Origin of the sequence: Streptomyces sp. NPDC001890 (assembly GCF_042891445.1) — a bacterium.
Taxonomy (GTDB): Bacteria; Actinomycetota; Actinomycetes; order Streptomycetales; family Streptomycetaceae; genus Streptomyces.
Genome location: NZ_JBIATE010000018.1, coordinates 166826 through 177855, shown reverse-complemented (window position 1 = coordinate 177855; position 11030 = coordinate 166826). Strand labels below are relative to the sequence as shown.

At 70.6% G+C, this 11030-nt stretch carries 12 protein-coding genes and 1 pseudogene; 9 read left to right on the top strand and 4 right to left on the bottom strand.

Translation table 11 applies throughout. The annotated features are described in order from the left end of the window. Positions 1-228: 228 nt before the first annotated feature. The 3 genes from ACFYY1_RS32165 to ACFYY1_RS32155 form a co-directional block, all read right to left on the bottom strand. The gene (locus tag ACFYY1_RS32165) at positions 229-618 is read right to left on the bottom strand and encodes a hypothetical protein (RefSeq protein WP_388591817.1); all 390 of its coding nucleotides are present in this window, start codon (positions 616-618) and stop codon (positions 229-231) included. A 120-nt stretch (positions 619-738) separates the two neighbouring features. Beyond that, the gene (locus tag ACFYY1_RS32160) at positions 739-930 is read right to left on the bottom strand and encodes a hypothetical protein (RefSeq protein WP_388591815.1); all 192 of its coding nucleotides are present in this window, start codon (positions 928-930) and stop codon (positions 739-741) included. Further along, on the bottom strand, positions 917-1378 hold the full coding sequence (locus ACFYY1_RS32155; RefSeq protein ID WP_388591813.1) for a nuclear transport factor 2 family protein: 462 nt from the start codon (positions 1376-1378) through the stop codon (positions 917-919). Before ACFYY1_RS32155 ends, ACFYY1_RS32160 begins: the two co-directional genes overlap by 14 nt. Positions 1379-1559: 181 nt before the next feature. On the opposite strand from ACFYY1_RS32155, the pseudogene ACFYY1_RS32150 reads away from it, so the two are divergent. Beyond that, positions 1560-1682 (top strand): annotated as a pseudogene (locus ACFYY1_RS32150) (IS630 family transposase); the annotation flags it as partial. Between the two features lie 128 nt (positions 1683-1810). On the opposite strand, the gene ACFYY1_RS32145 reads toward ACFYY1_RS32150, so the two are convergent. After that, positions 1811-3253: a serine/threonine-protein kinase gene (locus ACFYY1_RS32145; protein ID WP_388591811.1), complete on the bottom strand. Its 1443-nt coding sequence runs from the start codon at positions 3251-3253 to the stop codon at positions 1811-1813. Between the two features lie 288 nt (positions 3254-3541). Here ACFYY1_RS32145 and ACFYY1_RS32140 point away from each other — a divergent pair, with 288 nt between their 5' ends. The 8 genes from ACFYY1_RS32140 to ACFYY1_RS32105 all read left to right on the top strand — a co-directional run bounded on the left by ACFYY1_RS32140 (position 3542) and on the right by ACFYY1_RS32105 (position 10860). Next, positions 3542-3973, top strand: a complete 432-nt coding sequence (locus tag ACFYY1_RS32140) for a hypothetical protein (protein ID WP_388591809.1) — start codon at positions 3542-3544, stop codon at positions 3971-3973. A gap of 163 nt (positions 3974-4136) precedes the next feature. After that, positions 4137-4688 (top strand): VOC family protein, encoded by a 552-nt coding sequence (locus ACFYY1_RS32135; RefSeq protein ID WP_388591807.1) that lies wholly within the window; start codon positions 4137-4139, stop codon positions 4686-4688. A 315-nt stretch (positions 4689-5003) separates the two neighbouring features. Further along, positions 5004-5540, top strand: coding sequence for a GNAT family N-acetyltransferase (locus ACFYY1_RS32130; RefSeq protein WP_388591805.1), 537 nt, complete (start codon positions 5004-5006; stop codon positions 5538-5540). Positions 5541-6055: 515 nt separating this feature from the next. Then, positions 6056-6781: a dienelactone hydrolase family protein gene (locus ACFYY1_RS32125; protein ID WP_388591803.1), complete on the top strand. Its 726-nt coding sequence runs from the start codon at positions 6056-6058 to the stop codon at positions 6779-6781. Between the two features lie 405 nt (positions 6782-7186). Further along, positions 7187-7489 carry an alpha/beta hydrolase gene (locus ACFYY1_RS32120; protein WP_388591801.1) on the top strand — a complete coding sequence of 101 codons (303 nt, stop codon included), beginning with the start codon at positions 7187-7189 and terminating at the stop codon, positions 7487-7489. Between the two features lie 206 nt (positions 7490-7695). Beyond that, positions 7696-8757 (top strand): sensor histidine kinase, encoded by a 1062-nt coding sequence (locus ACFYY1_RS32115; RefSeq protein WP_388591799.1) that lies wholly within the window; start codon positions 7696-7698, stop codon positions 8755-8757. After that, positions 8754-9428: a response regulator gene (locus tag ACFYY1_RS32110; RefSeq protein WP_388591797.1), complete on the top strand. Its 675-nt coding sequence runs from the start codon at positions 8754-8756 to the stop codon at positions 9426-9428. The genes ACFYY1_RS32115 and ACFYY1_RS32110 overlap by 4 nt, the downstream gene beginning before the upstream one ends. A 232-nt stretch (positions 9429-9660) precedes the next feature. Continuing rightward, complete coding sequence (locus ACFYY1_RS32105) at positions 9661-10860, top strand: alpha/beta hydrolase (RefSeq protein WP_388591795.1); 1200 nt, start codon at positions 9661-9663, stop codon at positions 10858-10860. The last annotated feature ends 170 nt before the right edge of the window (positions 10861-11030 follow it).

Here is an 11030-nt window from a genome sequence, read left to right as displayed (position 1 = left end):
AACAGGACTCTGAGGTCCGGGCATACTCAAAGGCTCGCCTCGCGCCCTGAAGGTCAGCTCCCGCCAACCTTCGCTTCCCATTAGGCATACTCCTCGCGCGCGATCCGCGACCTGTTGCGCGAGTGCGGCATCCGCACGGTGGTCCCGCAACCAGTCGGCCGGATCGCCGAACGCAGGAATCGCGGCCGCCGTCTTCATCCGGTCAGCTACATGATCCGGGGGGACGGCCTAACCCCTCGCGTCTCTCGCGGGTGTGCGTGCGCCGCCGAGGAAGGCCGCGAGCCCCGTGTCGAAGTCCATGGCGGACGGGACGAACAGGACCGTCCGGTCCGGGGCCACGTAAGCCTTGCCGCCGCCACGGCCGGGCTGGACGACGCACACGCCTGCGCCGTCCGCCAGCTCGATGACGTTCACCGCCGCGCCCGGTGCGACGCCGAGGAACGCCTTGCCGATGTCGGCCAGTTGTTCCGTACCGGCCCTCGGCGGCGGAGGCGGGGGAGGCAGGTCGGGTGCGTGGGCCTTGAGGTGCGGGGCCTTGCAGCCGCACCCGCCCGGCGGCCAGGCACGTGAACTCGCCGCCCCCTGCTCGGGGAAGCAGGTCTCCTCGTTGCTGTGCACGTGAATCTGCCCCAGGCAGGGCGGGCCGCCGAACGCCGGCGGCCGGCACACGACCTCACGCCGGCAGTACACACACCGCATGACTTCTCCTCGTCCCCGGACCGGTCCCATGCCCGCCCCTCAGCTTGCCTCGATGCCGCGGGCCGCGAAGATCTCCCACTTGTCCGGTGCGACCAGCGTGCCGTCGCGCGGTCTTCCGCCGGGTGTCCGCAACCACACCGAGGGCGAAGGGCCGGCACCCGCCGCCCAGGCGCCGGCCCACTGCGAGAGCGCACGCACCGGCCGGAGCCGGTCGACCTCAGCCGCGGTCATCGAGGCCGGCGACCACTGCGGCCAGTCGGTCCATGGCGTGAGCCACGCCGAGCCCGTCCATGTAGTCGCGGACATGCACGATCCGACCGCTTCGGACCCGGATCACCAGGAGGCCGGGAATCCTGAAGGACCGGCCGGTCGTGGCCACGGTGCCCGTGACAACCTGCTCGACGGTGATCACCTCGGGGTCGGTGCTCTCGTGCACAGCGACTTCGTGGATCTCCCGCGGCTGTACCGGACTTGCACCCCAGGCCGCTCGGTAGCCCGTACGGACCTCTTCGCGCCCCTCGTAGCGCGTGGGCATACCGGGAGAGAGAAAGGGGAACTCGTGAACGGCATCGACCGCGTACAGGTCGGCCAGATCGTCCGCGGACTTGTCGAGCATCGCCTGCTGGAAGCGGGCCAGGACGTCGCGGCGGCCAAGGTTGGCGGATGTTGTGTCCGGCATGACGGTGGGACTCCGTTCGGTCGACGCATGGACGAGCTCATTCGCGCGATGGGCCCGGACATCGGGTGTGCGGGCCGAATGGAGACGTACAAGTTCCGTTTGTGACGGCGGACTTGGGGATCTTCTCGATCGCACTCTATGCGAAGATCGACGACGGACTTGGAGGAATGCGACGGAGACGTCTCTGTTGTCGACCGATCCCTGCTTCGTCGACAAGGCCCACGACGTCGTCGGCCTCTACCTGGGCCCGCCTGAGAGGGCTTTGGTGTTCCGCGTCGACGAGAAGCCGCAGATCCGGTCCCTGGAGAAGGACATCCGGACCTGGATCGCTGCACGGAACACCGGCCCCAGACCCTACGTCTGGACCGGGACCACGGACGAGATCCTCGAACGCCTCGCCGGCTGCCTGAACAGAATTCCCGACTCGGAAGACTAGGGGCTGTCGTGGTTCTCGGTGACGGGCACCTCATGGCGGGTGGCGAACGAGCGGACCGTTTCGGCAAGGGGCGCCGTGCCGGGGCTCGGAGTCAGCCAGGCGGTCCGGATGTGAATGGTTCCGGCCTTGCTCCTGCGTACCCACCGCGGTTTCAGGAATGCCTCGGGCAGCCGGTGGCCCCGGGCCATGCGCACCGTCAGCACGGTTTCTCCCGCCTTCTGCCCGAGCTCGACCGCATCGGCGTCGGCCCAGCGCAGCACCGCCAGGTTCATGGCGGAGCCGACGCCGATGCCGAGGTCGTTCACCACGAGTCCGTCGTTCTGGCTCAGCAGGCCGAAGAGCCGCAGCAGCATCAGGAACGCGACGAACCCGGCCAATACCCTCGCCCCCTCGCCGATGTGGAGCAGATCACCGATCGCCGCGATTCCGGCGAAGACGAGCATGGCCAGTGCGTTCCGCAGAATCAGCGCCCGCCGGCTCCGTCTGCTGCGGAGGTAGGAGGCGATCTGCTCGGCCCCGGGGCGGGCGACGGGGCGGCGCCGGAGCGCGGCCTGCCCCGGTGGCTGCAGCGGAGTCGCCGCGCGGGGCCGGGGAGGTGCCGGGGGTGTGGGCCGTGGTGGCGTCGGCGCGGGTTCGCCCGGCGCCACGACGGTCAGGTCGATCCGGTCGGCACACGCGACCAGCAACTGCTCGGGGGTGGGCCGCAGTTCGGGCTCCTTCCGCAGACAGGCGGCGACGAGGGGCCGCAGGTCCCCGGGGATCGCGGAGACATCCGCCTCCTCGTGGACCGCGCGGTACAGCAGTCCGAAGACCTGCCCCTCCCCGAACGCGCTGCCGCCCGCTGCCGCGACCAGTACCGCCCCCAGCGCGAACATGTCGCACGCGCCGGTGACTTCGAGCCCCTGGGCCTGCTCGGGCGCGATGAACCCGGGCGTTCCGATGGCCGCCCGGTCGGCGGTCAGCCGGGTGCCCTCCACAGCACGGGCGATACCGAAGTCCAGCACTCGGGGGCCGTCCTCGGCGAGGACGATGTTGCCCGGCTTGAGGTCACGGTGGACCAGGCCGCAGGCGTGGATGGCCTGAAGCGCCTCCGCGAGCGCGGCGGCCAGCGCCCAGAGTCTCCGCTCGTCCAGCGGGCCGCGCCGGGCGACCTCGTCGGCCAGTGTCGGGCCTTCGATGTAGGCGCTGGCCATCCACGGCTGCGGGGCGTCCGCGTCGGCGTCGACGACCGCCGCCGTATGGAAGCCGCCCACCTTGGCGGCGGCCTCGACCTCTTTGCGGAAGCGTTTCCTGAACTCCGGGTCCGCCGCGTACTCCGCCCTGATCACCTTGATGGCGACGGCCCGCCCGGCACGCGAGCGGCCCAGGTAGACCGAGCCCATGCCCCCGCTGCCCAGTTCGCGCACGATCACGTACGTACCGATGCGTCCCCCGACCACAGCACCCCCCTGCCCCTCGGTACCGACGAGAGCCGCGGACCGTCCACGCGTGCCGTTCGCCGGGCACGGACTCGACGACCGGTCCATGCAACCGCAGTATGGCGCGGACGCGTCACGCCTGTCATGGAAGGAGCCGAGATGGAACCTGATGACCCGAACGCACCCGGCAACGGGCGGCGCGCAGAGCGCAGCCGGGCGAGCGGCAATCCCGGTCCGGGCAGCGGCGGTGGCCCGGGACAGGGGCGGCCCTGGGGGCCCGGGAGTCCCCCCGTTCCTTCCGGGGTCCCCATGCCCGACCCGGTACGGAAGTTGCGGGTCCTGATGATGGTCCTCGGCGGTATGCAGGCCGTGCTCGGGCTCGCCCTGGTGAGCAACAGCGTGGCGATCGCCACGTCGATCTGGGGCGAGGGCGAGCCGAATCCGTGGGGCCGGACGCCGGGCGAGGCGCATGCGGGGCAGGTCGTCCTCGCGGGAATCCTCGTGCTGGCCGTCGCGGCCTGGGGTGTCATCACCGCTCTCAAGTTCCCCACCCGCAACCCCGGCCTGCGGACCTCGGCCTTCGCGTACGGCTGGACCGCCCTGCCTTTCACCGTGGTGTTCTTCGAGGCGATGCCCATCCTCGGGATCGTCTGGCTGGTACCCGCGATCCTCGCCCTCGTCCGACCCAACCAGCCTGAAACCCGGGCATGGTTCGGCGGACACAACGGCCCGCCCCGCTGACCCGTCCTCACGCACCGGCTCGTCCCCGCGACCCGATCGACCGAGTATCTCCCGCGGGGTCGGTGCCGGCCGGTGTGCTGCCCGCCGGAACGGCTGCCCATCCCGGTGCGGGGCCCTGTGACCTGCACCGGATACTTCTTCGTGAACGCAGACCGTTTCGCGAATGGAGCCGATCCCGACCATGCCGATCCACCGGTTGAACCACGCCGTGCTGTTCGTGTCCGATGTGGCGCGCAGTACGGCCTTCTACTGTGACGTCCTCGGCTTCAGGGCGCTGCCCCAGGCGTTCCCCGGGGCCGCCTTCCTGCAGGCGGCGGACTCCGCCAACGACCACGACCTGGGACTGTTCCAGTCCCGGGACACCACGCCCGGCGGCCACCGTGCCGGGGCGGTGGGGCTGTACCACCTGGCCTGGGAGGTCGACACCCTGGCCGAGCTGCGCCGGGTGCAGGCCCGTCTCACCGAGGCGGGTGCGCTGACCGGGGCGAGCAATCACGCCTCCACGAAGGCGCTCTACGCACGTGACCCGGACGGTCTGGACTTCGAGGTGTGCTGGCTGGTTCCGGACGGGGCGGTCGTCGCGGAGCTGTCTGCCATGACCTCCCCCACCCGCCCCCTCGACCTCGACGCCGAGATCGCCAAGTACGGCGCGGACACCCGCGGCGGGCCCCGCACGGATCCGACGGTGTGGCAGCACCTCACAGGGCCTGCCTGAGCCGGGGAACCGGTACGGCCCGCGCGACTTCTGCCGTGCGGCAGGAAACGCTCTCGGCGTGGACGTGGCCCTGAGCCGGCCGGAGAAAGCCGAACGCGGGCTGAGACGGGGCAGCCACGGTTTGTCCTGGCCCCACGCCGCGAAGAGCGATGACCCGTTGGCACCGGGAACCGGGACGGAGCCGGACGGTCGCTGTTCCACGCCCGGTCGCCGCCGATGACCGGGCCGCGTCGCCGGGCATCGTTCATGTGCGGTGCAAAGGCGATCCTCCTGCACGTCTTGATCGCTGCCGAGCCTGCTGATTAGCTGACCGGCATGACCGAGCTCGGACCCATCGCCTGGCCGCCCGCCCCGATCAAGACCGAGAGACTCGTGCTCCGTGAGCCCGAGGCCCGGGACCGTGCCGCGGTCATCGAACTGCTGGCCTCGCCGGAAGTGGGCACCTACCTCGGTGGTCCTCGGCCGCGTGACGAGCTTGAGAGCGCGATGCCCGGGACACCCACCCGGCGCCCCGGCCTTTTCGTGGTCGAGCTCGACGGAGCGATGGTCGGCCAGATCACGCTCGCCAAAGGCACGGGGCACCTTCGTCAGGCTGCCGGGAAAGCGGAGCTGGGCTACCTGTTCCTGCCGCAGGCGTGGGGACACGGGTACGCCACTGAGGCGTGCGCAGCGGTACTCGACTGGTTCACCGGCGCGCTTCCCGGCGAACCGGTGGTGCTCGCCACCCAGACCGCCAACCTCCGCTCGATGCGCCTCGCGGCGAAGCTGGGGTTCGTCGAGGTGGAGCGGTATGAGGCCTATGGCGCCGAACAGTGGTTCGGCATGTGGTCCCCGGTCACGTCGTCCGACTGAGCTCGCGCGAAGGCACGTTGTCCGTACTTCCCGCTGTCGCGCTCCTGCCTCCACAGGGCTCCGGTTCAGCGCACCCGACCCGGCGGATTCAGTGCGACGGGCGGGAATCCGGGGGCTTCGGCCGTAACCGTCCGGAGAGGCTCAAGGAGCTCTTCGGGGCGGGCTGTTCGGGAAGCGGACCAAGAAGAACCACGCCCTCTTCGCCCAGGCCTCCGCGAAGGGTGTGGCGCGGGCCGCCGTTCTGGCCACCCGGGACTACGGCGACGACGACGTCTACCACGCCGTCGGGTGTCCCGCACGCGGCGCCGGGCGAGCTCCACCGGGTGGACCACTCCACGGCCGCCGCATCGCCTACCGGCGAGTGCGCCGAGGCTTCGCCCGGCTGTGGGCGGGGGTGGCTTCCTGGCCGGTCACTGTCTGCGACTCGTCGTTCGGACGAGAAGCGGAACAGACTGCTGTCTGCCATCGGTGAACACCACCCCGAGCGGGCGCAACGGTCATTACCGTCCAGTCGCATGACGACAGTCACAACCCGTACGGTCGAATACCCGGCCGACAACCTGACAATGATCGGACACCTCGCGCTCCCGGCCGGTGCCGAGCGCCGGCCCGCAGTCCTGATAGGACCCGAGGGGATGGGGCTCAGCGATGTCGAGCGCCGCCGGGCCGATGCTCTGGCCGAGCTGGGGTACGTGGCGCTGGCCTTCGACCTCCACGGCGGACGCTATTTGGAAGACCCGGAGGAAATGCTGGCCCGTTGTATGCCGCTGCTCGCCGACCCCGACCGGATGCGAGGAATCGGTCACGCCGCGCTCGACGTGTTGCGTGCCGAACCACGGGCCGACCCCGACCGGACCGCCGCTGTCGGATACGGCACCGGGGGCGCAGTCGCACTGGAACTCGGTCGCGATGGCGTCGACCTGTGCGCGATCGGGACAGTCAACGCACTGACCACGGGCCGACCGGGCGAGGCGGCACGCATTCGCTGCCCGGTATGGGCCGGGGTCGGGTCGGAAGACCCGATCATGCCGCCCGCGCAGCGGGAGGCGTTCACCGCAGAGATGCAGGCCGCGGGCGTCGACTGGCGCCTCGTGGTCTACGGAGGAGCCCTTCACGCCTTCCACCACCCACCGGTCGACCACGCCGCGCCTCCCGGCGTCGGCCACCACCCACGGCACGCACAGCGGGCCTGGTGTGACATCGTCGCCCTGCTCGCCGAGTGCCTGCCCGTCACGGATTGATCCGAGCTGCTCCTGATTCCCATTCCTGCCCGCCGTCGTCGTCTTCGTCCGGCTCCGACGCGTCCGGGTCGCGAGCAGCGGGCGCAGGGCCCCGGCGGGCCGGGGTGGAGGCGGTGAAGCGGCAGGTGTCGTCCACCGGGTCGACCACCCGCAGCAGGTGCTCGGTCTTCGCGATCCGCCCGTACTCCGTGAACGCGTCTCCAGCGAGGTCGGGCGCTCCTCGCGTCCGAACACGGGCACCTCGGCTCGCCGCCGCCCTCGACCGCGTATACGCCCCGTCGGCACGCCCACGCCCTGCCCATGGCAACCTTCGCTGCGCAACGCCTCATACCTGAGAGCCAGACGGAAAGACGGCTCCGCAGCGTGAGGCCGACCACCCGGTTCGCTCCATAGTTTCGTAGCCGGATGAACGTGCTGACGACCGTCCGCGCCGAGGACGGAGCTCGCGGGCTGCTTGGTTTCGTTTCCTCCCCGAAGCGGGTCGACAGCAACGCGTGGGCGCTGCTGTGCCATTCCTACGGGTCCGTGGTGGTCGGCCGGGCGGCGAGCGGACTCGACGTCGCCGGCGTCGCCGTGTACGGCAGTCCGGGCAGCACTACGGATTCGTCGCCCCAGTGGGCCCAGTGGGGCAACACGGCACAGGTCCGGACGCCCGCGGAGAACGGGACCATCCGTCGCCAGCAGCTTCGGCAGGGAGTCGGCCCATGAACGAACTGGACGATACTGATCGCATGGACAGGGCGGAGAAGAGGGCAGTACGCGGAGCGCTGCATGCCGTACGGAAGGATCTGTTCACACTGGCTCCGCAGCCGATGCCGCCCATGGGCGGGCCGAGGCCTCTGAGATGGCTGCCGTACCTTGCGGTCACGGCGGTGGCGGTGTTCGCGGCGAACTCTGCCACCGAGGACATCCCGATGAGGCCCGTCGGAATGGTCCATTCGGCCCTGCTCGTGCTGGGGCTGCGCTGGCCGGTGCCGGCCTGGTGGCTGTCGCTGGTGATGTTGCCGGTGTTCTCGCTCCATGCGCCCTTCGGGCCGTACGGGGGGTGGGCATGGGCCGTGCACGCCGGGCTGTTGTTCCTGGTGGCGTTGCGCAACCGGCCGCGGGTGATGGTCGAGACCGTGCTGCTGAGCACCGCGCTGCTGCTCGGGCTGCAGGCGACGGATGGCGGAATCGGGCCCTGGCGCTTCACGGTGATCGTGCTGGCGATGTTCGCTCTCGCCATGGCCGCCGCGATCGGAGTGCACCGGACGAGAGAGGTCCGCGCCCGGCTCGTGGAGCAGGAGTCGGCCCTCGCCCAGGAACGGGCGCACCGCACCGTTCTGGAGGAACGCGCCCGCATCGCACGGGAGTTGCATGATGTGGTCGCCCACCACATGTCCGTCATCTCCATCCAGGCCGATGCGGCCCCCTACCGGGTCGCGGACCCGCCCGAGGAACTGGTCACGGCGCTGGCCGACATCCGCGCAGGCGCCCTGGAGGGACTGACCGAGTTGCGCCGCCTCCTGGGGGTGCTGCGCTCCGAGGACCATCCCGAGGGCAACACTCCCAAGACTCCGCAGCCCACTCTGGAACGGCTCGACGACCTGCTCACCGGCGTGCGTGCGGCCGGGCTCGACGTGACGGCGGTCATCTCAGGGACCCGTCGCCCGCTGCCCGAGGGAGTGGAACTGTCGGCCTACCGGATCGTGCAGGAGGCACTCAGCAACACACTGCGCCACGCCCCCGGCGCCACGGCCCGCATCGAGCTCACCTATACCCACGCCGCTCTTCACCTGCGGATTCTCAACAGCCCCGGACAACAGGCCGCCCGCCCCTCGCCAGGAGCCGGACACGGCGTCCTGGGCATGCGTGAACGTGCCGCGATGCTCGGCGGCCAGCTCTCCGCAGGCGCAACACCCGACGGCGGCTACGAGGTCACCGCGCTGCTGCCCGTCACCCCGATTGCTCGGACAGACAAGGAACAGACCGTATGACGATGCGAGTGATGATCGCCGACGACCAGGCGATGGTCCGCGAAGCCTTCTCGGTACTTCTCAACGCCCAGCCCGACATCGAAGTGATCACGACCGCCGTGGACGGCCTGGAGGCAGTCGCCAAGGCCGAAGAACTGCGCCCCGACGTGATCGTCATGGACATCCGGATGCCCGGAATGAACGGCATCGAAGCCACCCGCCGGATCACTCGGCAGCCCGACCTGCCCACCAGGATCCTGGTCCTGACCACCTTCGATCTCGACGAGTACGTGTATGAAGCCCTGCGGGCCGGCGCCAGCGGATTCCTCCTCAAGGACGCCTCCGGAGCCCAGTTGGCCGAAGCCGTACGCACCGTGGCCTCCGGAGACGCTCTGCTGTCCCCCGAGATCACCAAGCGGCTCATCACGGAGTTCTCCCGGCTGAGCAGCTCGGCGAAGCCGCCCACCCAAGTGCGGATCGACGCGCTCACCAACCGTGAGACCGAGGTACTCGCCCTGGTCGCCCAAGGACTGTCCAACGCGGAGATCGCCGGTGAGCTCGTCGTCGCCGAGCAGACCGTCAAGACTCACATGGGCAGCATCCTGCACAAGCTCCAGCTGCGGGACCGCACCCAGGCGGCCGTCTTCGCCTACGAGACCGGCCTGGTCACTCCCGGCCGCACCAACCTGTGACCACACCGCGGTGGAGCGCCCCGGGCCCTGACGTCTTCTGCGGGCCCCCTACCTGAGAGCCATGCCGAGGAACGGCTCCGCAGCGTGAGGCCGAAGCGGGTCCCTGGTTTCTACCTTTCTTGTGTGAGTCGTTCCTGGCCGCCCTGCGCGGCCCGTGAGGGCATTGCGGCTCGCGACAAATTCCCGCGGGCGGTAGAGCTCCGCCCCCACGCACACCCGCAGGAGCACACCGATGAGCACCCGCAGAAGCCCCGCCGCGTCGACCGGCCGACTGGCCAGGACCCTGCGGGGTGTCTCCGCCGTCCTGGCCTCGTTCCTCGCCTTCCTGGTCGTCGCCGTCGTCCTCGGCGCGTACTTTCCGGCCATCCCCAAAGCAGGAGTGATCGGGCCGGTACTGGGTGGGCAGTACCCCTTCCACATAGCCCTGATCGCCCTCGCGGCAGCCGTCCTCGCCGGGCTGGCCTGGCGGGCCGGTCCGGTGCGCTGGGGCCGCACGGTCACCGTCATCACAACGCTGTGCGCCTTGGGTGCCCTGGCCATCGGCGGAATCCAGTTCCGGGCCGCGCAGAACGCCGGCGTCGACATCTCCCTGGGCCAGGCATTCACCGAACTCGGCTATCCGGCGGCGAAGCCCGACGCGACCGGGACGTACGCGAGCCCCGAGGGCAAGCCCCTGAAGGTGGACGCGTACCTGCCCGAGAAGACCCCGGGCAAGCAGGTGCCCGCCGTCGTGCTCGCCCATGCGGGCGGATTCCATACCTTCGACAAGAGCGATCTGCGCGGCACCGGCCGCTGGCTCGCCGATCACGGCGTCGCCGTCTTCGCCGTCGACTACCGCCTGGCCGGCCCCGACCGCCCCACCTGGAACAAGGCCCCCCAGGACCTTGTCTCCGCCCTGAACTGGGTGCAGAAGAACGCCGACGAGTACGGCATCGACACCTCGCGGATCTCGCTCGGCGGCATGTCGGCAGGCGGCACCCTGGCCATGAACACCGCCTACCGCCTCCACAACGGCACCATCAAGGCCACCGACGGCACCACCCCGAAGCCCCCGGCCGCCGTGGTCGGCTTCTACCCCGGAACCGACGTCACAGAGATGTGGAAGGACGACGTGGCCGGAACCCGTGAAGCGGCGGAGATGTTCACCGGCGGCACGCCGCAGCAGTACCCGGACCGCTACCGCGAGGTGTCCCCGACCAACGACATCCGCCCCGGCCTGCCCCGCACCCTGCTCGTGGTCGGCGACCGCGACCGCAGCGCCCGCCCCGAAACCGTCACCGACTTCGGCGACGCGCTCAGGAAGAAGGGCGTCGACACCGAGGTCAGGGAACTCCCCTTCGCCGAGCACGCCTTCGACGACGCCTACGGCAGCCTCACCTCCCAGACCAGCCGACAGATCCTGCTCGACTTCCTCACCAAGGACACGCACTGATCCTGGCGTCCCACGCAAGCCCCCGGCCGGGGGGGGGGCCCCCCCCGGGGGGGGGGGGCCCCCCCCCCCCCCCGCGGGCCCCCCCCCCCCGGGGGGGGGGGGGGCCCGCGGGGGGGGGGGGGCCCCCCGGGCGGCCCGCCGCCCGGGGGGTTTTGGCGGCGGCCCTGGGG

Bases quoted from the DNA above. Each gene is read 5' to 3' on its own strand.
- ACFYY1_RS32160 (WP_388591815.1), bottom strand. From the start codon at position 930: ATGACCGCGGCTGAGGTCGACCGGCTCCGGCCGGTGCGTGCGCTCTCG.
- ACFYY1_RS32155 (WP_388591813.1), bottom strand. From the start codon at position 1,378: ATGCCGGACACAACATCCGCCAACCTTGGCCGCCGCGACGTCCTGGCC.
- ACFYY1_RS32140 (WP_388591809.1), top strand. From the start codon at position 3,542: ATGCCCGACCCGGTACGGAAGTTGCGGGTCCTGATGATGGTCCTCGGC.
- ACFYY1_RS32135 (WP_388591807.1), top strand. From the start codon at position 4,137: ATGGAGCCGATCCCGACCATGCCGATCCACCGGTTGAACCACGCCGTG.
- ACFYY1_RS32130 (WP_388591805.1), top strand. From the start codon at position 5,004: ATGACCGAGCTCGGACCCATCGCCTGGCCGCCCGCCCCGATCAAGACC.
- ACFYY1_RS32125 (WP_388591803.1), top strand. From the start codon at position 6,056: ATGACGACAGTCACAACCCGTACGGTCGAATACCCGGCCGACAACCTG.
- ACFYY1_RS32120 (WP_388591801.1), top strand. From the start codon at position 7,187: ATGAACGTGCTGACGACCGTCCGCGCCGAGGACGGAGCTCGCGGGCTG.
- ACFYY1_RS32115 (WP_388591799.1), top strand. From the start codon at position 7,696: ATGAGGCCCGTCGGAATGGTCCATTCGGCCCTGCTCGTGCTGGGGCTG.
- ACFYY1_RS32110 (WP_388591797.1), top strand. From the start codon at position 8,754: ATGACGATGCGAGTGATGATCGCCGACGACCAGGCGATGGTCCGCGAA.
- ACFYY1_RS32105 (WP_388591795.1), top strand. From the start codon at position 9,661: ATGAGCACCCGCAGAAGCCCCGCCGCGTCGACCGGCCGACTGGCCAGG.